24 protein-coding genes, 2 tRNA genes and 1 other RNA gene are annotated in these 23,001 nt (G+C 75.3%); 14 read left to right on the forward strand and 13 right to left on the reverse strand.

From position 1 onward, the window contains the following. Position 1 precedes the first annotated feature (1 nt). From ACI798_RS16955 to ACI798_RS16985, 7 genes are all read right to left on the reverse strand, one after another. Positions 2-1,642: a VWA domain-containing protein gene (locus tag ACI798_RS16955; RefSeq protein ID WP_457048465.1), complete on the reverse strand. Its 1,641-nt coding sequence runs from the start codon at positions 1,640-1,642 to the stop codon at positions 2-4. 123 nt (positions 1,643-1,765) lie between these two features. Then, positions 1,766-2,743, reverse strand: a complete 978-nt coding sequence (locus ACI798_RS16960; protein ID WP_457048466.1) for a UDP-glucuronic acid decarboxylase family protein — start codon at positions 2,741-2,743, stop codon at positions 1,766-1,768. Positions 2,744-2,930: 187 nt separating this feature from the next. After that, positions 2,931-4,271, reverse strand: coding sequence for an ABC transporter substrate-binding protein (locus tag ACI798_RS16965; RefSeq protein ID WP_456942204.1), 1,341 nt, complete (start codon positions 4,269-4,271; stop codon positions 2,931-2,933). A gap of 114 nt (positions 4,272-4,385) precedes the next feature. Next, complete coding sequence (locus ACI798_RS16970; RefSeq protein WP_456942203.1) at positions 4,386-5,549, reverse strand: branched-chain amino acid ABC transporter permease; 1,164 nt, start codon at positions 5,547-5,549, stop codon at positions 4,386-4,388. 5 nt (positions 5,550-5,554) lie between these two features. Further along, positions 5,555-6,436: a branched-chain amino acid ABC transporter permease gene (locus ACI798_RS16975; protein ID WP_456942202.1), complete on the reverse strand. Its 882-nt coding sequence runs from the start codon at positions 6,434-6,436 to the stop codon at positions 5,555-5,557. A gap of 37 nt (positions 6,437-6,473) precedes the next feature. Next, positions 6,474-7,286 (reverse strand): ABC transporter ATP-binding protein, encoded by an 813-nt coding sequence (locus ACI798_RS16980; protein ID WP_456942201.1) that lies wholly within the window; start codon positions 7,284-7,286, stop codon positions 6,474-6,476. Continuing rightward, a complete protein-coding gene (locus ACI798_RS16985; protein ID WP_456942200.1) occupies positions 7,279-8,160 on the reverse strand; it encodes an ABC transporter ATP-binding protein in 882 nt (293 codons plus the stop codon). Before ACI798_RS16985 ends, ACI798_RS16980 begins: the two co-directional genes overlap by 8 nt. Before the next feature lie 176 nt (positions 8,161-8,336). On the opposite strand from ACI798_RS16985, the gene ACI798_RS16990 reads away from it, so the two are divergent. After that, positions 8,337-9,572, forward strand: a complete 1,236-nt coding sequence (locus tag ACI798_RS16990) for a PucR family transcriptional regulator (RefSeq protein WP_456942199.1) — start codon at positions 8,337-8,339, stop codon at positions 9,570-9,572. A gap of 38 nt (positions 9,573-9,610) precedes the next feature. Here the strand turns inward: ACI798_RS16990 and ACI798_RS16995 are convergent, their stop codons facing one another. From ACI798_RS16995 to ACI798_RS17005, 3 genes are read right to left on the reverse strand one after another with little or no spacing between them, the layout of a single operon-like run. Next, entirely contained in the window at positions 9,611-9,844 is a 234-nt protein-coding gene (locus ACI798_RS16995; RefSeq protein ID WP_456942198.1) for a DUF2630 family protein, read from the reverse strand. Between the two features lie 38 nt (positions 9,845-9,882). Further along, positions 9,883-10,794 carry a prephenate dehydrogenase/arogenate dehydrogenase family protein gene (locus tag ACI798_RS17000; protein ID WP_456942197.1) on the reverse strand — a complete coding sequence of 304 codons (912 nt, stop codon included), beginning with the start codon at positions 10,792-10,794 and terminating at the stop codon, positions 9,883-9,885. Next, entirely contained in the window at positions 10,791-11,234 is a 444-nt protein-coding gene (locus tag ACI798_RS17005; RefSeq protein WP_456942196.1) for a PaaI family thioesterase, read from the reverse strand. Before ACI798_RS17005 ends, ACI798_RS17000 begins: the two co-directional genes overlap by 4 nt. Between ACI798_RS17005 and ACI798_RS17010 the strand changes: the two genes are divergently transcribed. The 5 genes from ACI798_RS17010 to ACI798_RS17030 all read left to right on the forward strand — a co-directional run bounded on the left by ACI798_RS17010 (position 11,233) and on the right by ACI798_RS17030 (position 13,673). Then, positions 11,233-11,940 (forward strand): O-methyltransferase, encoded by a 708-nt coding sequence (locus ACI798_RS17010; RefSeq protein WP_457048467.1) that lies wholly within the window; start codon positions 11,233-11,235, stop codon positions 11,938-11,940. The genes ACI798_RS17005 and ACI798_RS17010 overlap by 2 nt on opposite strands. Further along, a complete protein-coding gene (locus ACI798_RS17015; protein WP_456942194.1) occupies positions 11,937-12,440 on the forward strand; it encodes a tRNA adenosine deaminase-associated protein in 504 nt (167 codons plus the stop codon). Before ACI798_RS17010 ends, ACI798_RS17015 begins: the two co-directional genes overlap by 4 nt. Further along, positions 12,437-13,093 carry an HAD-IA family hydrolase gene (locus tag ACI798_RS17020; protein WP_456942193.1) on the forward strand — a complete coding sequence of 219 codons (657 nt, stop codon included), beginning with the start codon at positions 12,437-12,439 and terminating at the stop codon, positions 13,091-13,093. The genes ACI798_RS17015 and ACI798_RS17020 overlap by 4 nt, the downstream gene beginning before the upstream one ends. Continuing rightward, complete coding sequence (locus ACI798_RS17025; RefSeq protein ID WP_456942192.1) at positions 13,090-13,575, forward strand: nucleoside deaminase; 486 nt, start codon at positions 13,090-13,092, stop codon at positions 13,573-13,575. The genes ACI798_RS17020 and ACI798_RS17025 overlap by 4 nt, the downstream gene beginning before the upstream one ends. A 10-nt stretch (positions 13,576-13,585) precedes the next feature. Continuing rightward, positions 13,586-13,673, forward strand: a tRNA-Ser gene (locus tag ACI798_RS17030). Between the two features lie 55 nt (positions 13,674-13,728). On the opposite strand, the gene ACI798_RS17035 is transcribed toward ACI798_RS17030, so the two are convergent. Then, positions 13,729-15,399 (reverse strand): serine/threonine-protein kinase, encoded by a 1,671-nt coding sequence (locus ACI798_RS17035; RefSeq protein ID WP_457048468.1) that lies wholly within the window; start codon positions 15,397-15,399, stop codon positions 13,729-13,731. A 43-nt stretch (positions 15,400-15,442) separates the two neighbouring features. Next, positions 15,443-15,790, reverse strand: a complete 348-nt coding sequence (locus ACI798_RS17040; RefSeq protein WP_456942190.1) for a hypothetical protein — start codon at positions 15,788-15,790, stop codon at positions 15,443-15,445. A gap of 155 nt (positions 15,791-15,945) precedes the next feature. Between ACI798_RS17040 and ACI798_RS17045 the strand changes: the two genes are divergently transcribed. Then, positions 15,946-16,030 (forward strand) — tRNA-Ser (locus ACI798_RS17045). A gap of 47 nt (positions 16,031-16,077) precedes the next feature. Here ACI798_RS17045 and ACI798_RS17050 read toward each other — a convergent pair. Then, complete coding sequence (locus ACI798_RS17050; RefSeq protein WP_457048469.1) at positions 16,078-17,019, reverse strand: DMT family transporter; 942 nt, start codon at positions 17,017-17,019, stop codon at positions 16,078-16,080. Positions 17,020-17,207: 188 nt separating this feature from the next. Between ACI798_RS17050 and ffs the strand changes: the two genes are divergently transcribed. From ffs to ACI798_RS17085, 7 genes are all read left to right on the forward strand, one after another. Then, positions 17,208-17,303: signal recognition particle sRNA small type (ffs, locus tag ACI798_RS17055), an RNA gene on the forward strand. A 113-nt stretch (positions 17,304-17,416) separates the two neighbouring features. Next, the gene (locus ACI798_RS17060; protein ID WP_457048470.1) at positions 17,417-18,088 is read left to right on the forward strand and encodes a YceI family protein; all 672 of its coding nucleotides are present in this window, start codon (positions 17,417-17,419) and stop codon (positions 18,086-18,088) included. A gap of 114 nt (positions 18,089-18,202) precedes the next feature. Next, the gene (locus ACI798_RS17065) at positions 18,203-19,063 is read left to right on the forward strand and encodes an IclR family transcriptional regulator (protein WP_456942188.1); all 861 of its coding nucleotides are present in this window, start codon (positions 18,203-18,205) and stop codon (positions 19,061-19,063) included. Next, positions 19,060-19,530, forward strand: a complete 471-nt coding sequence (locus ACI798_RS17070; protein ID WP_456942187.1) for a pyridoxamine 5'-phosphate oxidase family protein — start codon at positions 19,060-19,062, stop codon at positions 19,528-19,530. Before ACI798_RS17065 ends, ACI798_RS17070 begins: the two co-directional genes overlap by 4 nt. Next, the gene (locus ACI798_RS17075) at positions 19,494-20,768 is read left to right on the forward strand and encodes a M20 family metallopeptidase (protein WP_456942186.1); all 1,275 of its coding nucleotides are present in this window, start codon (positions 19,494-19,496) and stop codon (positions 20,766-20,768) included. The genes ACI798_RS17070 and ACI798_RS17075 overlap by 37 nt, the downstream gene beginning before the upstream one ends. Next, positions 20,765-21,805, forward strand: a complete 1,041-nt coding sequence (locus ACI798_RS17080) for an ABC transporter permease (RefSeq protein WP_456942185.1) — start codon at positions 20,765-20,767, stop codon at positions 21,803-21,805. The genes ACI798_RS17075 and ACI798_RS17080 overlap by 4 nt, the downstream gene beginning before the upstream one ends. Continuing rightward, positions 21,802-22,998: a substrate-binding domain-containing protein gene (locus ACI798_RS17085; RefSeq protein ID WP_457048471.1), complete on the forward strand. Its 1,197-nt coding sequence runs from the start codon at positions 21,802-21,804 to the stop codon at positions 22,996-22,998. Before ACI798_RS17080 ends, ACI798_RS17085 begins: the two co-directional genes overlap by 4 nt. The last annotated feature ends 3 nt before the right edge of the window (positions 22,999-23,001 follow it).

Below are 23,001 nucleotides of genomic sequence, written 5' to 3' on the forward strand. Positions count from 1 at the left end.
CCTAGCGCTGGCGCAGCGCGTCGAAGAGGACGCCCTGCAGGTCGTTGGGGTCGACGGCGGAGTAGGCGGCGCCGCCGGTGGCCTGCGCGATCTGCTCGAGCGCCGCGACGTCGGCGTCCGGGCCGAGCGCGACGCCGATCACCTTCACCGGCCGCTGCGGGTCGGCCTCGTCCTGCAGCGTCTGCACCAGCTGGTCCAGCGCGATGCCCGACGAGTCCTCGTTGGTGCCGTCGGTGACGAGGACGACGCTGCTCACCGCGTTGGGGTCGTACTGCTCACGCGCGGCGCGGACCGCGGCCAGCGCGGTGTCGAACAGGCCGGTGCCGCCGGGGGAGAGCCGGCCGGGGAGGCTGTCGAGCTGCTCGTCGAGCGCGTCGCGCTGGGTGCCGCCGTCGACCTCGTCCTCGAGGGCGCGGATGGGGGTGAGCTCCACCCAGTCCTGCTCGCCCTGCAGCTGGTAGGCGAAGACCCACAGCCCGATCGACGAGGTGCCGGGGATGAGGGTGAGCGCGCTCTTGGCGGCGTCCCGGGCGAGCGTGGCGCGGGTGCCGTCGCCGGCGGGGGCCTCCATCGACTGGGACACGTCGATGACGGTGAGCAGCCGCGACGGGGCGGCGAGCCGGGCGAGCTCGGCCAGCAGGCCCTGCACCTGCTCGGCGTCGACCGGCAGCACCTCGGGCGCCTGCTCCTGCACGCCGGGGCCCGGGTCGGTCGGCGCAGTCCCGTCCGCGTCGCGGAAGCCGGCGGCGAGGACGGCGGTGCCCGCGGCCTCCGACGTCAGCGCCCGGACGACGGCGTCCACGGCGGCCCGGTCGTCGTCCCCGGGGGAGCCGACCCGCAGCACCGGGTAGTCCAGCTCCGGCGAGCCCTCGGCCGGGTAGACCGCGACCAGCCGGGGGTCCTCGACGCCGCGGTTGACGCTGATGACCTCCTGCTCGCTCACCGGCACCAGCGGGGACTCGGGGTCGCCGGACTGCGCCGTGGCCAGCGCGTCGGCGGGGCTGACGGCCGGCCCGCGGCGGGCGGCCAGGACCGCCTGGACGACGGCGTTGTCCGCCGCGTCGCCGCCGCCCAGGGACGCGCGGACCGCGGCCAGCGCGGCGACGCCCTCGGCGCTGGCGGCGAGGTCCGGGACGGCGACCGGGCGGGCCCCGGACAGGGCCTCGCTCCACTGCGGCGCCTGCCCGCTCCAGCCGAGCGCGTCGGCCGCGGCCCGGCTGGTGCCCAGCACGACCGGCGAGGTGGCCATGGAGCCGGACGGGTCGAGCGGCGCGTCGCCGGCCCGCACGGCCCACAGCGAGCTGTCGGGCACCCACACCTGGGGCAGCGCGGAGCCCTCGAGGGCGGAGAGGTCGCCGACGGTCTGCAGCGGCTCCTGGGCGGTGACCTCCGCGGTCGCACAGGCGCCGCCGCCGAGGTCCTGGGGGTCGGCGAGGAGGTCCCGGGCGACGTCGCCGAGCTCGGGGGCGACGGTCACGCGGACGGTGCGGGTGGTCTCGCACCCGTCGCTGCTGCCCGAGCCGGCCAGCCACCACACCACGCCGCCGGCGACGAGTGCGACCACGACCAGGGCCACGACCAGCGCGACCGGGGCCGGGCGCTGCACACGGCGCATGGAGTTGGTGTCGGCGTGGCGGCCCATCGGTAGCTCTCCGTCGGTGTCCGGTTCCTCGGCGTGCCCCCTAGCCGCCCGTCCCAATGTAAACGTGAATCAGGACACGGAGGAGGGGTGGTGCGGAGAAGTGGCCCAGGACACCCGGCGGGCTCAGCCGACGCGCAGCGCGGCGGCCTCCCGCTGCTCGGCGAACCAGGCGACCGTGCGGCGCAGGCCCTCCTCGGAGGGGACCGTGGGCCGCCAGCCGAGCAGCTCCTCGGCGCGGCGGGTGTCGGGCCGGCGGACCTTCGGGTCGTCGACGGGCAGGTCGATGTGCTCGATCCCCGACGACGACCCGGTCAGCTCGATGATCCACTGCGCCAGCCGCAGCATCGACAGCTCGTCGGGGTTGCCGATGTTCACCGGGCCGGGCTGGTCGGAGCAGGCGAGGGCGAGGACCCCGCGGACGGTGTCGTCGACGTAGCAGATCGAGCGGGTCTGCGAGCCGTCGCCGGCCACGGTCAGCGGCCGCCCGGCCAGCGCCTGGCCGACGAAGGCGGGGATGGCGCGGCCGTCGTCGGGACGCATGCGCGGCCCGTAGGTGTTGAAGATCCGCACGATGGCGGTGTCGGTGCCCTTGGACGTGCGGTACGCGGTGGTCATCGCCTCGCTGAACCGCTTGGCCTCGTCGTAGACGCCGCGCGGGCCCACCGGGTTGACGTTGCCCCAGTACTCCTCGGGCTGGGGGTGCACCAGCGGGTCGCCGTAGACCTCCGAGGTGGAGGCCAACACGTAGCGGGCGCCCTTCTCGTGGGCCAGGCCCAGGGTGTGCAGGGTGCCCAGGCTGCCGACCTTGAGCGTCTCGATCGGCATCCTCAGGTAGTCGAGGGGGCTCGCCGGCGAGGCGAAGTGGAGCACGAGGTCCACGGGGCCGGGGACGTGCACGAAGTCGGTGACGTCGCAGCGCACCAGGCGGAAGCCCGGGTGGTCGACGAGGTGGACGACGTTCTCGGGCGAACCGGTGAGGAAGTTGTCGAGGCACACGACCTCGACGCCGCGGTCGAGCAGGTGCTCGCACAGGTGGGAGCCGAGGAACCCGGCGCCGCCGGTCACCACCGCCCGCCGGATCGTCCGCGCCGCGTGCACCATGCCGTGCTCCTCGTCTCGCCGTCGTACCCCGCGCGGGGGCCTGCGGGAGGCCCTACCCGGAGATCAACAGCCGACACTTCGGGAGCTGAGTGTTCGTGCGCGGGTCCCCCGGGACGGCGAACGGGCCGCCGACCCCCGGGAGGGGATCGACGGCCCGCTGCCGTGCGAGCGGAGGACGAGCCTCCGACTAGTTGACCGGCTCCTCGTCCGGGATGCCGTTCTCCGGCGGGGTGGCGGCCTCGCCGTCGTACTCCTCGATGTCGGCGTCGCCGTTGTTGGTGACGAGCACGGGGGTCAGGTCCTCCGAGCCCTGGCCGACGATCCGGCTGACCGACATGCCGCTGTAGCCGGCGTGGCTGTCCTCCGAGTAGCGGAAGGGCGAGAAGCCCGGGCCCTCCCACTCGGAGCCGGCCTGCTCGACGGCGGCGACCAGGTCGTCACGCGTCGGGTTCTGGCCGGCCGACTGCAGGGCCTGCACCATCGTGTAGGCCTGCGACATGCCGTAGATCCGGTAGTTGGAGAGCTCGCCCTCCTGGCCCGACTCGTCCCAGACCCGCTGGAACAGCTGGATCCAGGGGTTGTCCGGCTGGTCGACCGTCGGGATGTACTCGGTGGTCAGGACGCCGTCGAGCAGGCTGGCGTCACTGACCTGGCCCTCGGAGAAGCGGGCCAGCAGCGAGCCGACCAGCTGCGGGTCCGAGCCGATGTTCGAGTAGAACCACTGCGGCCGGTAGCCGAGCTGCAGCGCGGTCAGCTGCGACAGCGCGGTGTAGCTGGGCACGTTGAAGCCGATGACGAAGTCCGCACCGGCGGCCTGCAGGGCCGAGATCTGCGGCCGGACGTCGGTGTTCCCGGGGACGTAGGTCTCCTCGGCGACGATCTGGTCCTCGAGGTACCGGCGGGCACCGGCGGCGCCGTCCTCGCCGAGGTCGTCGGCCTGCAGGAACAGGCCGACCTTGGCGTCGGGGTAGTTCTCGGCCACGTACTGGCCGATGATCTTGGCCTCGATCTCGTAGTCGGGCTGCCAGCCGAAGGTGTACGGCTTCTCCTCGACGTCGTCCCACAGCCGCGAGCCCGACGAGACGAACAGGTCGGGCACGCCCTCGCTGTTGAGGAAGTCGGTGACCGCGTTGTGGGTCGGCGTGCCCAGGCCCGACATGAGCGCGAAGACCTCGTCCTCGAGGACGAGCTGGTTCACGACCTGGCTGGTGTTGGTCGGGTTGTAGGCGTCGTCCCGGTAGACGAACTCGATCTGCCGGCCGTTGACGCCGCCGTTGGCGTTGACGTAGTCGAAGTACGCCTGCACACCGGTCGGGATCTCGCTGTAGCCGGGCGCCGCGACACCGGTCAGCGGGTAGTGCGCACCCAGCTTGATCGTGTCCTCGGTGATGCCGACGTCCGAGGCCTCGTTCTCCTCGCTGCCGCCACCGCCGCCGCCACCGGAGTCCCCGCCGCCGCAGGCGGCCAGGGTGGTGGCGACGGTCGCCGCGGCCACGAAGCTGACGAGGCGTCGTGAGGATCGTGTCAAGGGTTCTCCTCTGGAGGGACCCGGGCGCCGTCGCCCGGGGGTCTGGTGGGGGGGTGGGGAAGCGGAGGTGCGGCCGCTGGCCGGGGTGGGGGACAGCCGTCGGGTCCCGGCTCCTCACCCCCTGGCGCGGGCGGCGCCGCGCCGCGCGCGCTGCTTCATCCAGGCCAGCCGGACGGACCCGACCAGGCCGGCGGGGGCGAAGAGCATGACCAGCACGAGGATCACGCCGTAGACGACGTAGGAGATCTCGGCGGCCTGGGCGGCGTCCATGTCGAAGGACTCCCCGAGGTCCCGCAGGTACCGCGGCAGGAAGACCAGCAGCGCCGAGCCGATCAGCGCGCCGAAGAGGCTGCCCAGCCCGCCGATGACGATCGCGGTCAGCAGGGACAGCGACAGGACGATGGTGAACGCCGTGGGCGCGGTGAGCCGGACGACGAGGGCGAGCACCGCGCCGGCCAGGCCCGCGGCCGCGGCGCTGACGACGAACGCCGTCACCCGCCAGGCGCCCAGGTCGATGCCGGCCAGCTCGGCGGCGACCTCCTGGTCGCGCACCGCGCGCCAGGTGCGGCCGACCCGGCTGCGCATGAGGTTGGCCAGCAGGAAGTAGGTGAGGAGCAGGCAGGCGACGGCGATGTAGGCGATCCACTTGACGCCCGAGGCCGAGTTGCCCGACAGGGTGCGGATCGTCTCGACGAACCAGTCCGGCCGGTCCGGGGTGGAGACCGTCAGGCCCTGCTCACCACCCAGGGTGTCGGAGAAGTACAGCGCCAGGCCGGGCAGGCCGACGGCGAGCGCGAGCGTCGCGCCGGCCAGGTAGGGGCCGTGCAGGCGGGCCGCGGCCACCCCGACGATCGCGCCGACGAGCGAGGTGAGGGCCACCGCGATCAGGAAGACCACGGCCAGCGGCAGCGGCTCCTCGGCGTCGAGCAGCAGCGCGGTGGTGTAGCCGCCGACGGCCATGAGCGCGCCGTGCCCGAGGGAGATCTGCCCGTTGAGGCCGGTCAGCACGGTCAGCCCGCCGGCCGCGATGGCGTAGTAGGCCACGTAGCCGATCTGGGCGTTGAAGCCGAGGTCGGTGGACTCGAGCAGGATCACCGCGAGGACGGCGCCGATGACGAGCACGACCAGGTGCCGCAGCAGCGTGTTGCGCGGCAGGAACGTGCGGCCACCGGTGGCCTGGGCCGAGCTCGCGTCGGCCGCGGCCGTCGCCAGCGACGGCGCGTCGGAGGACGCGGCGCCGGGCTGTGCGGGGGATGCGGGGGTCTGCAGGTCGCTCATGCGGCTCACGCCCTCCGGGTCTGGGTGGTCGAGAAGAGGCCGCCGGGCCGGACGAGCAGGACGATCACGAGGACGACCAGGGCGGCCAGGCCGACCAGCTCGTCGGCGACGTACCCGCGGACGTAGCTCAGCAGCAGGCCGAGCAGCAGCCCGCCGACGACGGCGCCGACCGGCGAGTCGAGCCCGCCGAGCACCGCGGCGACGAAGCCGAACACGATCAGCGAGTCCATGAACGTCGGGGTGACGAAGGCGGTCTCGGCGGCGATGAGCATCCCGGCCAGCGAGCCGACGACGGCGGCCAGCGCCCAGCCCAGGGTGAGCATCCGGCCGACCCGCACGCCGAGCAGCCGGGCGACCTCCTGGCCGAACGCCGAGGCGCGCATGGCCAGGCCGACGCGGGTGAACCGGAACAGGGCGGTCAGACCGGCCATGACCACCAGCACCGCGAGGAGGGTGAACACGGTGTTGGGGCTCAGCGCCAGGTTCGAGTCACCGACGGTGAAGCCGATGTTCGAGAACGGCGGGACGAAGGCCCGCTGGTTGACGCCGAACAGGACCGAGATCAGCGCCTGGAACGCGATGAACAGGCCGAGGGTGACGATGACCGCGTTCAGCTCCGGCCCGCCCTCGACCGGGCGGATGACGACCCGCTCGACGACCGCGCCGATGACCAGGCCGGCGAGCAGGGCCACGACGAGACCGACCCAGTAGGACTGGCCGTTCTCGATGAGGGCGAGGGCGATGAAGGTGGTGAGCGCGGCCATCGCGCCCTGCGCGAAGTTGACGATCCGGGTGGACCGCCAGATGAGCACGAGGGCCAGGGCGAACGCCGCGTAGACCGCTCCGTTGATCACCCCGCCGAGGGTGAGGTTGACGAACTCTCGCACTGGGGGCTGCCTTCCTGGTGCTGCGGGGAGCGGGGGTCTAGAAGCCGAGGTAGGCGTGCCGGAGGTCCTCGTCGCCGGCGAGCCGGGCGGCGTCGTCGGTGACCACGACCCGGCCCAGGTTCAGCACGACGCCGGTGTCGGCCACCGACAGCGCGCTGCGCGCGTTCTGCTCGACCAGCAGCACCGACAGGCCCTCGGTGTCGACCAGGTGGCGGACCAGGCCGAAGATCTGCGCCACGATCCGCGGGGCCAGGCCCAGGGACGGCTCGTCGAGCAGCAGGACCTTCGGCCGGGCCAGCAGTGCGCGGCCGATGACGAGCATCTGCCGCTCACCGCCGGACAGCGTGTGCGCCGTCTGGTTGCGCCGCTCCCTGATCCGCGGGAAGAGGTCGTAGACGCGGTCGAACTCGTCCTGCCCGACCTTGCCGCGGAACAACGAGCCGACCCGCAGGTTCTCCTCGACGGTCAGCTCGGCGATGACGCCGCGGCCCTCGGGGACGTGCGACATCCCCTTGGTGACCATGGCCTCGACGGGGGCGCGGGTGACGTCCTCGCCGCCGAGCACCACCCGGCCGGCGGTGGGCCGCACCAGGCCGCTGATCGTGCGCAGCAGCGTCGTCTTGCCCGCGCCGTTGGCCCCGAGCACCGCGGTGATCCGGCCCTGCTCGGCGCGGAGGGTCACGCCGTCGAGCGCCCTGACCGGGCCGTAGGAGGCCGACAGGCCCTCGACCTCGAGGAGGGCGGTGGCCGTCGCCGTGCCGCCGGCGGTGCCCGTGGCGCCCTTGGTCAGGCCGGTGCCGGCGGTGCTCCCGGCGGCGCCCGCCGCGGTGCTGCCGTGCGCCTCAGCCACGGGTCGTCCCCCCGTCGGTCGCGGCCAGCTCGCTGGCGTCGGTGGTGTCGTCGACGGCGTCGCCGAGGTAGGCCTCGGTGACCGCCGGGTCGTTCTGGACCTGCTCGGGGGTGCCGTCGGCGATCTCCTTGCCGGAGTCGAGCACCGTGATGTGGTCGCACACCCGCATGACCAGGTCCATGTGGTGCTCGACCAGCAAGACGCTCATCCGGCCGCTGAGGTGCTGGATGAGCTCGCCGAGCTCGTGCATCTCGTCCTCGCTGAGGCCGGAGGCCGGCTCGTCGAGCAGCAGCAGCTCGGGCTCGGAGACCAGCGCGCGGGCCAGCGCCACCCGCTTCTGCACCGGGTACGGGAGGCTGCCGGGGTAGCGCGCGGCGTAGCCCTCGGCCTCCAGCTCGGTGAGGGCGGCCGTGGCCCGCTCGCGCAGGCGGGCGTCGTCCTTGTCGGACGTCGGGATCGCGAGGAGCGCGGAGAAGAAGCCGGCGCGGGCGTGCTTGTGCGCCCCGACCATCACGTTCTCGAGCACCGTCAGGCCGGGGAACAGGCCCACGCCCTGCAGGGTGCGGGCGATGCCGAGCTTCGCGAGCTGGTTCGGCCGCAGCCGCCGCAGCTCCTCGCCTCGCCACACGATCCGGCCCTCGGTGGGGCGGACCAACCCGCAGGCCACGTTGAACATCGTCGTCTTGCCGGCGCCGTTGGGGCCGATGAGGCCGTGCACCTGACCCGGCTCGACGGTCAGCGACACGTCGGTGAGGGCCTTCACGCCGCCGAAGGCGACGCTGATCCCGGTCATCTCGAGCCGGGCGGTGGGCGATCGGTCCTGGTGCCGGGTGCTGCTGCCTGTGGTGTCCGGCGGCTGCGCCAAGGTGCCCACGTCTCCTCTGCGTCGGGAGGTCGCCGCGCTGCCGACCGCCGCCCGGGGGGCGACGATTGGGTCACGGCTACGTCCGTTTGACTCTGCTGGCCGGTGAGGACCGTCACAATGGGCGCACCGCACAGTGATGGGGGGCACGTGTTGTGCTCTGTGCGATGAACACAGGAGGTGAGCGCGTGCGGACTGCCCCCTGGGGTGTGGAGGAGCGCCTCGCCGAACTGGTCCCGGCCCTGCTGGACCGGCTCGACGAGATGACCGACCGCTTGGTGGAGGTGCTGGTCGAGACCGAGCCCGCCTACCGGGAGGCCCTGACCGGGGGCGACCAGCAGATGCGCGCGACGCTGCGGCGCAACCTCGAGGTCGGCGTCCGCGGCCTGCTGCCCGACGTCCCCGCCGCCTACCACCAGAGCCACGCCGAGGGGGCCCGGGCCGTCGGCCGGCTGCGGGCCGCGCAGGGCATCCCGCTGGAGGCCGTGCTGCGCGCCTACCGGCTCGGCGGCCAGATCACCTGGGAGGCGCTGGTCGCGCTGTCGCGCCAGGGCGACCGGCACGACGACGGGCTGCTGCTCGAGGTCGCGGGCTCGCTGTGGCGCACCAACGACCGCGGCTGCAGCGCCGCCGCGGAGGGCTACCGGGCCGAGGAGCGGCGCCGGTCGGGTCTCGACGCCGCCGAGCGCCAGCGGCTGCTCGACGGGCTGCTGGACGGCCGCGGTGGGGACCCCGCCTACGCCCGCACCGCCGCCGACCTGCTGGCGGTGCCGCTGGCCGGCCGGCTGGTGGTCGTCGTCGCGCCGGCCCCCGAGGAGGGGGAGGGGTTCCCGGACGCGACGTCGACGCTGCTCAAGCGCGGCATCCGCTCGGCGTGGGCCACCCGGTCGCAGGCGTCGGTGGGCGTGGTGGCGATGGGGACCCGCCGGCTGCCGGAGCTGCTGGCCTGGCTCGGTGCCGCGGCCACCGGCCCGGTCGGGGTGTCCTCCGTGGTCGAGGGCGCGGCGGCGGTGGCCGGCGCCTACCGGCTGGCCGAGACCGCCGCGCGCACCCTGCCCGCGGACGTCGCCCGGGTGGTGACCATCGACGACCGGCTGCCCGAGGCGCTGCTGAGCAACTCGCCGGAGATCGCCGCGCGGCTGGTCGGCCAGACCCTCGGCCGGCTGCTCGAGCTGCCCGGGGACGAGCGCGAGGTGCTGCTGGAGACGCTGTCGGCCTTCCTCGACGCCGACGGCTCACCGACGCGCGCGGCCGACCTCCTGTACTGCCACCGCAACACGGTCATGCACCGGCTGCGGCGGATCGAGTCGGTGACCGGCCGCAAGCTCACCGACCCGCGGGCCCGGCTGCTGTGGCAGCTGGCCCTGCTGGGGACCGGCCACCACGACGCCGGGCACCGCAGGCCGGTCTGCGACTCCGCCTGACGACGGACCGCCCGGACCCGGCGGCGGGGCGCCGTCCGCTACTGGAGGTAGCCCTCGACCTCGGACTTCGGGCGGACCTGGGCGGTGTCGGGGTCCTCGTCGTACTGCCGCTTCGCGCGGCGCTGGCGCAGCAGGTCCCAGCACTGGTCGAGCTGGGCCTCCAGGTCGTTCATCCGCGCCCGGGACTCCGCGGTGTGCTCTGCGTTGTCCCGCAGCTGGTGCTCCTCGTCGACGAGGGCGTGGATGCGGCTCAGCAGGTCCTTCTCGTCCATGCCCGCCACTCTGCCCCAGATCCCGCCGGGACGACCGGTCAGCCCCCGGGGACCCAGCCCTCGACGAACGCGGCCAGCCGCCGCGTCACCGCGCCGCCGGCCCGGCCCAGGGCCAGCAGCGCCGGCCGGTCCAGCGGGACCCGGACCGCCCGGCGCCCGGGGGCCGCGCCGCGCACCGCGTGCCCGGCGGCGACCAGCTCCGGCCAGGGGCGGTCCAGCTGCGCGCGCACCCGCGCCAGCGCGGCCGCCGTCGGCCCGGCGTTGCCCTCGACGATCGCGGTGACGAACGCCGGGTCGCTGCCGATCACCCGGGTGCCGTCGCGGAAGCTGCCGGCCGCCAGCGCGAGCGCCAGCGGGCCGGCCTCCCCGGCCGCCGCGGCGAGCGCGGCGGCGAGCAGGTGCGGCACGTGGCTGACCGCGGCGACGGCGTCGTCGTGCTCGGCGGCGGTCACCGGCACCACCTCGGCGCCGGCGTCGAGCGCGACCTCGGCGGCGCGCAGCCAGCGCCGCAGGTCGGTCCCCGGCTCCAGGCACAGCGCCCAGCGCGCGCCGCGGAACAGGCCGGGGTCGGTGGCGCCGTGCCCGGACCGCTCGGTCCCGGCCATCGGGTGCCCGCCGACGAACCGGCCGCCGAGCGCCGCCCCCACCGAGGCGAGGACCGGGACCTTCACCGAGCCGAGGTCGGTGACGGTGGCGGCGGGGTCGACGTCGAGACCGTCGAGCGCCGTGGCCATCGCCGGGAGGGGGACGGCGAGGACGACGACGCCGCCGAGCTCGCGGGTGACCCGCACACCGCGCGCCGCGGCCGCCTCGCGCGCGGCCGGGTCGACGTCCCACCCGGACACCTCGCGGCCGGCGGCGACCAGCGCGGCCGCCAGGGACCCGCCCAGCTGGCCCAGGCCGACCACCCCGACCGGCGGCGCCGGCATCGTCGGGACGGGGAGGCTCATGCCGGCGAGCCCCAGGGCCGGTCGGTGCGGAAGACGCGGGCCAGCGCGGTGGCGACCAGCCGGCCGTCCTCGCCGCGGGCGTCGATCCGGTAGACGGCGGTGCGGCTCCCGCGGTGCAGCTCGCTGCCCTCGGCCACCAGACGCTCCCCGGGCCGGCCCGCGACCAGGAACTCGGTGTGCACGTCCTGCGCGACGGCCACCGTGCCGTGGCTGTTGCTCACCGCCGCGTGGACGACGTCGAGCAGCGCCATCGTCGCGCCGCCGTGCGCGGTGCCGACGGCGTTGAGCAGCCGCGGGCCGACGGTCATGGCCGCCCGCGCGTACCCCGGCCGCACCTGCTCGAGCTCGATGCCGAGCAGCTCCGCGAGCGGGTCGGCGGCCAGCCGGGCGAACAGTGCGGCGTCGACCTCGGCTCCGTCGGAGGGTGCGGGATCGGCCATGATCAGAGGCTATGCCGCACTCCCCGCGCTCCCGGCCTCCGGCATGACCCCGCGGTCGTTCCTCCTCACGCAGGAGGTGTCGGACTACGTGCGGGCCAGCTCCGAACCGCTGGACGAGGTGGCCGCCGCGCTGGTCGCCGAGACCGCGGCGCTGGCCGACCGGGGCGAGGCCCCGGCCACCTTCCAGATCGCCGTCGAGCAGGGCGTGCTCATGCAGCTGCTCACCGCCGCGCTCGGCGTCCGCAGGGCCGTCGAGATCGGCACCTTCACCGGGTTCTCCGCCCTGTGCATCGCCCGCGGCCTGGCCGAGGGCGGCTCGCTGCTGTGCCTGGACCGCAGCGAGGAGTGGACGGCGGTCGCCCGCCGGTACTGGGAGCGGGCCGGCGTCGCCGCCCGGGTGGAGCTGCGGCTGGGGGAGGCGCTGGACCTGCTGCGCGCGGTGCCCGCCGAGCCCGCGTTCGACCTCGCCTTCGTCGACGCCGACAAGGGCGGCTACCCCGCCTACGTCGAGGAGCTGCACCCGCGGATGCGGCCCGGCGGCCTCGTGCTGCTGGACAACACCCTGCGCAGCGGCCGCGTGCTGGCGCCCGAGAGCGACGAGGACCGCGTGCTCGCCGACCTCAACGCCGCGCTGGCCACCGACCCCCGCTTCGAGACCGTGCTGCTGCCGCTGGCCGACGGCCTGACCATGCTGCGGGTCCGGTGAGCGCCCGGGAGACGGCCGCCCCGCCCAGCTGGGCGGTGCGGGTCGCCCGCCGCGGTGGGCGCTGGCGGGTGGAGCTGCTGGCCGCCGACGCCTCCGACGAGCTGCCGGTCCTCGAGCGGGCGCTGGGCGACCCCGGTGCCGAGGAGTGGCCGGGGCCGTTCGTGGTCGTCGTCGACTCGCGGCTGTACTTCGTCGTGCTGCGGCACGGGCCGGGGGGCATGGTCCGGGCGCTGATCTCGGACGCGACTATGCAGGAGTGGGTGCTCGGCGCCGAGGTGGTCGAGCGCTACGGCATCGCCGTCGACGAGGACGGCGCCTTCGACGACGACGAGACCGGATGGCCGGGAGGGGACCTGGACGTGTTCGCCGACGACGGACTGCCCGCCGACGAGCTGCGGCCGATCGTGACCGCCGACGACCTGTGGGCCGACGAGATGGTCGCGCGGATCGCCGCCCGGCTGGGCTTCGCCGACGAGCTGGCCGCGGCGGTGCGGGCGTGACCGCGACCGCGACCGCCGTCGTGTTCGACCTGGGCGGGGTCATCACCGAGAGCCCGATGCTCGCCTTCGCCGCCTACGAGGCCGAGGCCGGCCTGCCCGAGGGGCTGATCCGACGGCTCAACAGCACCGATCCCGACACCAACGCCTGGGCCCGGTACGAGCGCAACGAGCTCGACGTCGAGGGGTTCGTCGACACCTTCGAGGCCGAGGCGCTGGCCGCCGGGCACCGGGTGGACGCCCGCCGCGTGCTGGCCGCGCTGTCCGGGGAGATCCGCCCGGAGATGGTGGAGGCGGTGCGGACGCTGCGGGCCGCGGGCCTGCCGCTGGGGATGCTGTCGAACAACGTCGCGCCGATGGAGCGCACCGGGCGGCTGGCCGAGCTGCTGGACCTGTTCGACGCCGTCGTCGAGTCCTCGGTCGAGGGCGTGCGCAAGCCCGAGCCGGAGATCTACCGGCGGGCGCTGGCCCGGCTCAACGAGGCCACCGGCCGGGACCTGGCCTTCTCCGACTGCGCCTACCTCGACGACCTGGGCATCAACCTCAAGCCGGCCCGGGCGCTGGGCATGCACACGATCAAGGTGGCCGACCCCGCGAGCGCGCTGGCCGAGCTGTCCTCGCTGGTCGGCCTCCCGCTGGCCGGCGCCCGGCGGTGACGGCCCCCGGCGTCCTGCCGGACGACGTCGTCGACGCCGCGATGGTCCGCGCGCTGCAGCTCGCCGTCGCCGCGCAGGAGTGGGGCGACACGCCGATCGGCGCCGTCGTCCTGGGGCCGGACGGCGCGGTGCTGGCCGAGGCGGCCAACGAGCGCGAGAAGCGCGGCGACCCGACCGCGCACGCCGAGGTGCTCGCGCTGCGCGCCGCGGCCGCCGTGCACGGCGACGGCTGGCGGCTGACCGGCGCCACGCTCGTGGTCACGCTGGAGCCCTGCACGATGTGCGCCGGCGCGAGCGTGCTGGCCCGGGTGGCGCGCGTCGTCTACGGCGCCGACGACCCCAAGGCCGGCGCCGCCGGGTCGCTGTGGGACGTGGTCCGGGACCGCCGGCTCAACCACCGGCCGCAGGTCACCGGCGGGGTCCGGGCGGAGGAGAGCGCGACACTCCTACGCGCGTTCTTCCGCCGGAAGCGGGCCCTGTAGTCTCTTCGGCGGTGGCGTGTCCGAGCGGCCGAAGGAGCACGCCTCGAAAGCGTGTGAGGTGCAAGCCTCCGTGGGTTCAAATCCCACCGCCACCGCCAGCAGGAATCGACGGCGGCGCCCCGCGACGGGGCGCCGCCGTCGTCGTCCCCGGGGTCAGGCCACGACGTCGAGGTCGACCAGCAGCTCCCCGTCGTCGCCGCGGACGAACGTCACCGCGTGCGTCTCCACCACGCGCTCGCCGCCGCGCACGAACTCGACCCGGCTGGTCGCGGTGAGGCCGTCGTCCTGCTCCTCGACGTCCCGGACGTCGACGAGCGACACCTCGTCCCAGCGGCCGAAGAAGTCGCGGTAGTAGTCGAGGCTCGCCCGCGACCGCAGGCTCGGCCCGGTCATCGCGTACGCGCTCTCGGGGTCGCCGGGCAGGTACTCGTAGTACTGCTCCAGGGTCTGCCGCACCTCGGTCTCCGCGTCCGACGCGGGCTCGGCCTCGTCCGCCGGCGTCCCCTCGTCCGTGGGCTCGGGAGTGGGCTCCTCCGCCTCCTCCGTCGGCTGCCCGGCGGACCCGGTCTCCGGTGCGGGCTCGGGAGTCGGCTCCGGCGCCGGCGACGTCGGGTCCGCCGAGCTCTGCGGTGCGGGGTCGGCCGACGGGCTCCCGCCGTCGCCGCGCACGGCCAGCCAGGTGCCGAGCGAGGCCAGCACGACGAGCAGGACCAGCGCGGCGATCAGCAGCGGACGGCGGCGCGCGCGGCGGGGGCCGACGGGGGACCCGGTCCGGACGGGCTCCGGCTCGGGGCGGGCGGCGGGCGCCGGCTCGGGGGCCGGCGGGCCGGCGGGGACGGCCGCGGGCTGGACGGCGGTCGGCGGGTCCGCGCGGGCCGCCGGGTCGGTCGGGGGCACCGGGGCCGGCACCGCGGCGGTCCGGTCCCGGTCACGGGAGGACCGCAGGTCGGTGCGGGCCAGGAGGACCGTCGTCGTGTCGCCGTCGCGGCCGGCGGCCAGCTTCGCGAGCACGTCGCGGACCTCGGTCATCCCCGGCCGGTCCGCGGGGTCGCGGGCGAGCATCCGCAGCAGCGGCCGCTCCAGGGACCCGGCGCGGGCGGGCGGGCGGATCTCCCCTCCGGCGACCCGGTGCAGCAGGCGCAGCGCGTTGTCGTCCATGCCGAACGGGGGCTGCCCCTCCACGCAGGTGTAGAGGGTGGCGCCCAGGGAGAAGACGTCGCTGGCCGGCGTCATCCCGCTGCCCTGCGCGACCTCCGGGGCGAGGAAGGCCGGCGTCCCGGTGATCTGCCCGGTCTGGGTGAGCGTGACGTCGCCGGCGGCGTGCGAGATGCCGAAGTCGGTGATCTTGACCAGGCCCTCGACCCGGTCACCGCGGCCGATGAGCACGTTGGCCGGCTTGACGTCGCGGTGCACGATCCCGGCCGCGTGGACGGCGGCCAGCGCGTCGGCCAGCTGGGCGCCGACCTGCGCCACCTGGTCGGTGCGCAGCGGCCCGTCCTCGGCCAGCACCACGGCCAGGCTGCGGGAGGGCAGGTACTCCATGACCAGCCACGGGACGCCCTGCTCCAGCGCCACGTCGTAGACCGAGATGGCGTGCGGGTGGGTGAGCCGCGCGGCGATCCGGCCCTCGCGCAGCGCCCGCTGGAGGTGGTGGTCGGTCGTCTCCGGGTCGGCGCCGACCGGCAGGAGCACCTGCTTGACGGCCACCCGGCGGTCGAGGAGCTCGTCGCGCCCCAGCCACACGGCGCCCATGCCGCCGCCGCCGATCCGCTCCAGGAGGCGGTAGCGGCCGGCCACCAGGCGGCCGGGGACGGTGGAGGTCACGGGCGGCTCCTACCCCGGAGGCGGGCGCCCGGCACGGGCCGGTTCAGACCGTGCTGGGGACGCCGAAGCGGCGTGCGTACTCCTCCTGCGCCCCCTCGGGCAGGACGTCGTACAGCTCGCCCAGCTGCGCGACCGCGTCGGGGGCCAGGTCGTCGAACAGCCGCGCCCACGTCGGCGGCTCGTCGTAGCCGCGGGTCAGCAGCAGCTCCCACGCCTGGGCCTGGCGGTCGCGCTTGCTGCGCTCGGCGGCGAACTCCGACAGGTAGCGGTCCTTGGCGGCCGCCTTCTCCTCCGCCGTCGCCGAGGGCGGCAGCCCCGACGGGTCGGCCCCGTGCAGGACGGCCACGATCGCCTCCACGACCTCCGGTCGGACCTGGGCCGGCTCGCTCATCCGTCTGCCTCCTCGCTGCCCCCGTGCGGACCCCGCGCGGAGCCCGACCGGTCCAGCCTGCCCCGTGCCGCCCGCGCGGACCACCCGGGGCGGCGCGCCCGTGCCGGGGCGGCGGCTGACCCGCGGCGCGGCGCCCGGTACCATCGGCGTGCACGGGAGGATTCGCCTAGTGGCCTATGGCGCTCGCTTGGAAAGCGGGTTGGGGGCAACCCCTCGGGAGTTCGAATCTCCCATCCTCCGCAGCCGCACGACGGGCTCCCGGCCGACCGCCGGGAGCCCGTCGTCGTCTACGTCCCGGCCACCGGCTCCGGACTCCGCCGCAGCTGGCGGACGTAGAGCCCGGCCACGGCCGCGAGCAGCAGCAGGCCGCCCGCGACGGCGGCCGGGGCCAGACGCTCCCCGAGGAACGCGGTGGCCAGGACGGTCGCGGTGAGCGGCTCGAGCAGCGTGACGATCGAGGCCATGGCGCCGGGCACCGTCCGCACGCCGGTGAAGAACAGGCCGTAGGCCAGCGCACTCGGCACCACGCCCAGGTACAGCAGCACGGCCAGCGCCGCGCCGTCGGTGGGCACCGACAGCCCCTCGGCCAGGACCACCGGGGTCAGCAGCAGCGCGCCGCCGGCGAAGCCGGTCAGGGTCACGGGGACGCCGGCCGGCACGCCGCTCCCGGCCAGCGTGACGACGGCGTAGCCGAGCGCCGAGCCGCTGGCCATCAGGGCGCCGAGCAGCACCGTCGTCCCGGTGCCGGCGCCGGCGGAGACGCCGACCAGCAGCGTGAGCCCGACCAGGGCGACCGCCAGCGCGGCGGCCGTCGCCCGGTTCGGCCGGCCGTGGCCGAGCAGCGTGCCCCCGACGGCGACGAGCAGCGGCGCGAGGCCGAGCGCGACGAGCGTGGCGATGCTCACGCCCGCACGCTCGACCGCGCTGAAGTAGGCGAGCTGGTAGGCGCCCAGCCCGGCGCCGACGAGGACGAGCCGGACGGCGACCGGCCGGGTCACCGTGACCGCGGTGGTGCGGCGGCGGGCGGTCGCGAGCCGGGCGACCGCGAGGGCGGCGGCGCCGATCGCGAGGCGGTACCAGGCGATGTCGAGGGCGGACAGGTCGCTGCGGTCGGCGATCAGCCGGCCGGACAGACCGGAGGTGCCCCAGCACAGCGCGGCGAGGACGACGAGGAGGAACCCGCGACTCGCTGCGGGGGAGGAGAGGGCGGGGGAGGACGGGGTGGACACGACGCTCCTGGGCGCTGGTTCCGGACGGGGGACCGGGTCCGGAGCACGGCGCAGCGGCGGCCGGCGGGGTGGCGGCCGCGCGGGTCAGCCCGCGGTGCTCCGGGTCAGGAGCGGGGCGGGGGCAGGACGAGGGCGCGCCGGGGGGCCATGGACCGTGAGGCTAGCGGGCGGCGTCCTCTACAGTGGGGGCAGACCCCTCGTGTGGCGTCACCCCGTGAACCTCCCCAGGGCCGGAAGGCAGCAAGGATAAGCGGGCTCTGGCGGGTACGCGGGGGGTCCCTTCTTTCCTCCCCCACGTCCTGCTCCGTGCCCCACGTCCTGCTCCGTGGCGCGGTCCACAGCCGGCTCCCAGGTCGGTGCGCCCGTCTCCTTGAACCGTCAAGGAGAGGAGCTCGTCATGGCCCGTCACCGTCGCGCGTGGTGGATCGTCGGGGGACCGGTCGCGGTCCTCGCCCTCGGCCTGGGCGTGGGCCCGCTGGTCTACGCCGCGCTCGAGGAGGACGCCGCCGCGGCGCCGACGGTGCAGGCACAGCCCTCCGACGTCGAGCTGACCGCCGACACCGACGGGACCTGGACCGTCGCCGCGGGCTGCTCGGCGGGCTACCGCGTCGACGAGGTGCTCAACGGAGCCGACGTCACCGTCGCCGGCACCACCGACCGGGTCACCGGCTCCGTCGTCCTGCAGGGCGGGGACACGGCCTCGGCCGAGGTCACCGTCGACGTCGCCGGCATCACCACCGACCGCAGCCAGCGGGACGGCTACTTCCGGGACAGCGTCATGGAGGTCGGCACGTACCCGACGGCGACCTCCACCGTCCGCGGGCCGGTGGACCTGCCGGAGCTGTCCGGCACCCCGGTGACCGTGCCGGTGACCGGTGACCTCACGCTGCGCGGCACGACCCGCCAGGTATGGACCGACCTCTCCGTCGTCCGCACCGCCGACGGGGTGGAGGTCTCCGGCGCGATCCCGGTCGTGTTCGCCGACTCCGGCATCTCGGCGCCGGACCTGGGCTTCGTCCGCGTCGAGGACCGCGGCCAGGTCGAGTTCCTGCTCGAGCTCACCCTCTGAGCCGCGTCGGGCGGTCCGGCGGCGCCGCACAGCGGAGGCACCGAGGCGCCGGGAAACGGGATCGTCACGCACGGGGGGCTTGTGCGGGAACCTGATCGCCACAGAATGGACCCCGTGTCCAAAGCCGAACTGGACGCTGCGTCCACTTCCGCGGTCGGATCGGCCAAGGCCCTGGTCAAGGGCCTGTGGCTGGTCGAGCACGTGGCCGACAGCGACCGCCCGCTGCGTCTCGTCGACCTGGTCGAGGCCAGCGGCCTGCCGCGCCCCACGGCGCTGCGGCTGCTCGACGTCCTCTGCCGGGCGGAGGTGCTCCGCGTGGACGGCCAGGGCGCCTACACGCTCGGCCCGCGCGTCGCCGCGTGGGGTCAGTCCTTCCTCGACCGCCTGGACCTGCGCTCGCAGGCCGCCGAGCTCATGGAGGAGCTGGTCGAGATCAGCGGCGAGACCTGCTTCCTCGGCGTCCTGGACGGCCGGCAGGTGCTCTACGTCGCCGCGGTGAACAGCCCCAAGCCGGTCCGCCCGGCCGCCCGGCCCGGCTCCCGCAACCCCCTGCACTCCACCGGCATCGGCAAGGTGCTGCTGGCCGGGCGGGACGACGACGAGGTGCTCGCGCTGCTGGCCGACCCCCTGGAGCGGCGCACCGAGAACACCCTCACCGAGGCGGCCGCGGTCCTCGGGCACGTCCGCGGCGTCCGCGAGCGCGGCTACGCCACGGACGAGATCGAGAACGAGGAGGGCGTGCGCTGCGTCGCCGCCCCCGTCCGCGACCACACCGGCGCCGTCGTGGCCGGTCTGTCGGTGTCCGCGCCGGCCTACCGCTTCACCAGCGACGACGTGCAGCGCCTGGCGCCCGACGTGCTGCGGGTGACCACGGAGCTGTCCCGCCGGCTGGGCGCCCCGCTGGACGGGAACGGCCCGGCCGGCGTCCTGACCAGCGCCCCGGAGACCCCGGGCGCCGAGAGGAGGATCCCGTGAGCGAGGACGAGAGCTGGCGCGGCACGGTCGGCAAGCTCGACGAGGACGCGGTCGCCGCGTTCCTGGCCGAGCCGCGGATCGCGCGCCTGGCCTGCCTGGACGACCAGGGGTGGCCCTACGTCGTGCCGTGCTGGCAGGAGTGGGACGGCGAGGCGTTCTGGGTGGTGCCGCGCGAGAAGGCGGCGTGGGGCCGCTACCTCGCGGCCGAGCCGCGGTGCGCGATCACCGTCGACGAGGAGGGCGCCCAGCGGAAGGTCGTGGCCCAGTGCCGCGCCGAGCTGGTCGAGCGCCCCAACGTGGGCGGGCGGTGGGTGCCCGTCGCCGAGCGCATGTCCACCCGCTACCTGGGCGAGAACGGCCCGAAGTACCTCGAGCCGACCCTCGACAAGCCGCGCTGGCTCTACCGGCTCGTCCCGGTCACGTTCCAGACGTGGCAGGGGCAGGACTGGGCGCGGCGGTACAAGTGACCGGGGCGGCGGACGGACCGGCCGGCGACGTCCTCGACGTCGTCGAGCTCGCGCGGACGCTGGTGCGGACGCCGAGCCCGAACCCCCCGGGCGACGAGCGCGCCGTCGCGGGCGTGGTCCGGGACGCGCTGTCGGCCCTCGGCCTCCCGGCCGCCGAGGTGCTGGCGCTGGACCCGGCGCGCCCCAACCTGCTGGTGACGCTGGACCTCGGGCCCGGCGGCAGCCACCTCGTGCTGTCCGGCCACCTGGACACCAAGCCGGTCGGGGACGCCGCCTGGACCGTCGACCCGCTCGGCGCCGACGTCGACGGCGACCGGTTGTACGGGCTGGGCTCGGCCGACATGAAGGCCGCGATCGCCGCGATGCTGGTGGCCGCGGCGCGGCTGGCCCGCGACCCCGGCGGGCGGGGCCGGCTGAGCCTGCTCCTCACCGCCGACGAGGAGGACGGCGCCACCTACGGCGCCCACCACGTCGCCTCCACCCGGCCGCTCGACGCCGACGCCGTCGTGATCGGCGAGCCCGGCGGGATCGAGGACGACTTCGACCGGGTGCACCTCGTCAGCCGCGGGATCGCCCGGCTGCGGCTGGTCGCCCGCGGCCGGCAGGGCCACTCGAGCCTGTCCGGCGTCCCGGGCACCCGGAACGCCGGGGTCGACGCCGCCCGCCTGGTCACCGCCGTCGCCGACGACCTCGAGCTCGCCGTGCCGGCCAACGACGACGCCCTCGAGGGCTGGGCGGCCACCGTCAACACCGGCATGACCTTCCGCGGCGGCGTCGGCTACGGCGTGCTGCCCGGCCGGGTCGCCGTCGACACCGAGGTCCGGCTCCTGCCGGGCATGGACCGGGGCGCGGTGACCGACGCGTTCAGCGGGCTGGTCACCCGGGTGGCCGGCGACACCGGGGCCGACCTCGCGGTGGAGTACGACGCCGCCCCCAACGACTGGCTGCCGCCGGCGGCCGTGCCCGCGGGCCACGCCGTCGCCCGTGCCGCGCAGGAGGCGTGCGAGGCCGTGCTGGGCGGCGCGCCGCCGCTGTCGGTCTTCCCCGGCACCACGGACGCGACCTGGTTCGCCGCCGCCCAGGGGATCGCCACCCTGCCGGCGCTCGGCCCGGGGCTGCTGTGCCGGGCGCACGGCGCCGACGAGTGGGTGTCGGTCACCGCCGTGCGGCGGGCCGTCGACCTGTACGAGCACCTGGGCCGGGCCTTCACGGCGCGGGAGCGCGGGGGGACGTCGTGACCGCCGGCGCGCCGCCGCAGGGCACGACGACGGGGACGGCGCAGGCCGGACCGGGCGCCGGCCGGGACCTCCTGCGCCGGGCCCTGTCGCTGGTGGCCCCGCTGGCCGGGCTCGCAGTCGTCCTGCTGCTGGCGGCGGTCACGACGCCGGGTTTCTACAGCGGCGGGGTGCTGCGGCTGGTGCTCTTCCAGGTCGGCCTGATCGGCGTGACGGCGATCGGTCAGACCCTGGTGCTCCTGGTCGGGGGCATCGACCTGTCGATCGGCGCCGTCGTCGGGCTGACCACGGTGATCCTCGCCGAGTACACGCGGGGCGACGACGACCGGCTCCTCGGCGCCGTCCTGTTCGCGCTCGGCGCCGGCGCGGTCGTCGGGCTGCTCAACGGCCTGCTCGTGGTGCGGCGGCTGGTGCCGGCGTTCGTCGCCACCTTCGCCACCTTCGTGCTGGTCCAGGGCGTCATCACCGCGTGGACCCGGGGCGCCCCCTCCGGTGACATCCCCGGCGGTCTCGGCGGGCTGGGGACCGGACGCTGGCTCGGGGTCCCCGTCCCCACCTGGGTCTTCCTCGCCGTCGCGGTGGTCGCCGGGGTGGTGCTGTCCCGCACCGGCCTGGGGCGGCGGCTCTACGCGACCGGGGCGAACGCCCGGGCGACGGCGCTGTCCGGGGTGCGCACCGGGTGGATCGTCGTGGGCTGCTTCGTCGCCTCGGCCCTGCTCGCGGTCCTCGCCGGGCTGATCAACGCCGGCTACATCGGCTACGTGGACGCGCGCCTGTCCCGCAGCCTCGACCTGAACTCCGTCGCCGCCGCGGTGATCGGCGGCATCGCCCTCACCGGGGGGCGCGGCCGGATCGGCCAGACGGTCGCCGGTGTCGTCCTCCTGGCCGTGCTGCTCGCCTGGCTGCGGCAGCTCGGCGCCGGGGCGGGGGCGCAGCTGGTGGTGAGCGGCGCGGTGATCCTGCTCGCCGTCTGGCTCCAGAGCAGCGGGTGGACCGTCCGGTCCCCTCGTCGGAACAAGCAGAGGGATGGAGTGCGATGAGGACACACGTCAGCACCTCGCGCCGCGGGGGCCGGCTGCGCCTGCCCCTGGCTCTCGGCATGGCGGCCGCGCTGGTGGCGGCCTGCGGCACGGAGCAGGAGGGCACGTCCGCGAGCGGGGGCGGAGGGGAGGAGTGCGCCAACTCGGAGGAGGCGCAGACGACCTACCGGGAGGCGTGGACCACGGCGTCCGAGCAGCTCGGCCTCGAGGAGCTCGAGCCCGTCGAGGAGGAGATCTGCGAGGTCGACACCTCCGAGTGGGCCGCCGAGCCGAAGAGCGGCGACACCTACCGGATCGCCTTCGCCGCGCAGGGCCCGACCAACTCCTGGGGCCTGACCAACGAGGAGGCCTTCCGCGCCCACGCCGACCAGCTCGGCGTCGAGGTCCTCTACGCCTCGGCCAACGGCGACGCCACCGCCCAGGTCGACAACATCCAGCAGCTGGCCTCGCAGGACCCCGACGCGATGGTCGTCGTCCCCATGGGGGACGGCATCACCGGCCAGGTCCAGGCGGCCGCCTCGCAGGGCATCCCGGTGGTCCTCTGCGCCGGCCGGCTCGGCGCGGACAGCGGCGCGGTGTCCACCGTGACCCGCCAGTACGAGCTGCTCGGCACCATGTACGCCGAGTGGCTGGTGCAGCAGCTGGGCGGCGAGGGCCAGGTGGCCGTCCTCAGCGGCCTGGCCGGCGTCCCGACCGCCGAGTTCCAGAAGGCCGCGGCGCTCGAGGTGTTCTCGCAGTACCCGGGCATCGAGGTCGTCACCGAGCAGTACACCGAGTGGTCGCCGACGGTGGCCAAGACGGTGGCCGCGAACCTGGTGACGCAGTACCCGGAGCTCGACGGCATCTGGTCGGACTCCGGCTACGGCGACCTGGGCGTCGTGCAGGCCTACCAGGAGGCGGGGCGCCCCGTGCCGCCGATGACCGGTGACGCGATCAACGCCTTCCTCAAGGCGGTCCAGGGCACCGACGTCAAGTTCGCGCTGTCGTCCTTCCCGCCCGAGCAGAGCACCGAGTGCCTGGACACGGCGATGTCGGTGCTCGAGGGCGAGCCGGTCCTCGACAAGGTGTACATCGACAGCCCGAGCTTCACGCACGAGCAGATCGACGAGTACGTGCGGCCCGAGTGCAGCGACAACCTGTTCGTCCCCTCCGGCCTCCCGGACGAGCAGCTGCGCGAACTGGGGCTGTGCTGATCC

The organism is Geodermatophilus sp. SYSU D01045, assembly GCF_054050295.1.

Excerpts from the sequence above, each read along its gene's own strand:
- ACI798_RS16995 (WP_456942198.1), bottom strand. The coding sequence starts at position 9,844 with ATGGACGAGAAGGACCTGCTGAGCCGCATCCACGCCCTCGTCGACGAG.
- ACI798_RS16960 (WP_457048466.1), bottom strand. The coding sequence starts at position 2,743 with ATGGTGCACGCGGCGCGGACGATCCGGCGGGCGGTGGTGACCGGCGGC.
- ACI798_RS17060 (WP_457048470.1), top strand. The coding sequence starts at position 17,417 with ATGGCCCGTCACCGTCGCGCGTGGTGGATCGTCGGGGGACCGGTCGCG.
- ACI798_RS17005 (WP_456942196.1), bottom strand. The coding sequence starts at position 11,234 with ATGGCCGATCCCGCACCCTCCGACGGAGCCGAGGTCGACGCCGCACTG.
- ACI798_RS16955 (WP_457048465.1), bottom strand. The coding sequence starts at position 1,642 with ATGGGCCGCCACGCCGACACCAACTCCATGCGCCGTGTGCAGCGCCCG.
- ACI798_RS17000 (WP_456942197.1), bottom strand. The coding sequence starts at position 10,794 with ATGAGCCTCCCCGTCCCGACGATGCCGGCGCCGCCGGTCGGGGTGGTC.
- ACI798_RS16970 (WP_456942203.1), bottom strand. The coding sequence starts at position 5,549 with ATGAGCGACCTGCAGACCCCCGCATCCCCCGCACAGCCCGGCGCCGCG.
- ACI798_RS17010 (WP_457048467.1), top strand. The coding sequence starts at position 11,233 with ATGATCAGAGGCTATGCCGCACTCCCCGCGCTCCCGGCCTCCGGCATG.
- ACI798_RS17040 (WP_456942190.1), bottom strand. The coding sequence starts at position 15,790 with ATGAGCGAGCCGGCCCAGGTCCGACCGGAGGTCGTGGAGGCGATCGTG.
- ACI798_RS17085 (WP_457048471.1), top strand. The coding sequence starts at position 21,802 with ATGAGGACACACGTCAGCACCTCGCGCCGCGGGGGCCGGCTGCGCCTG.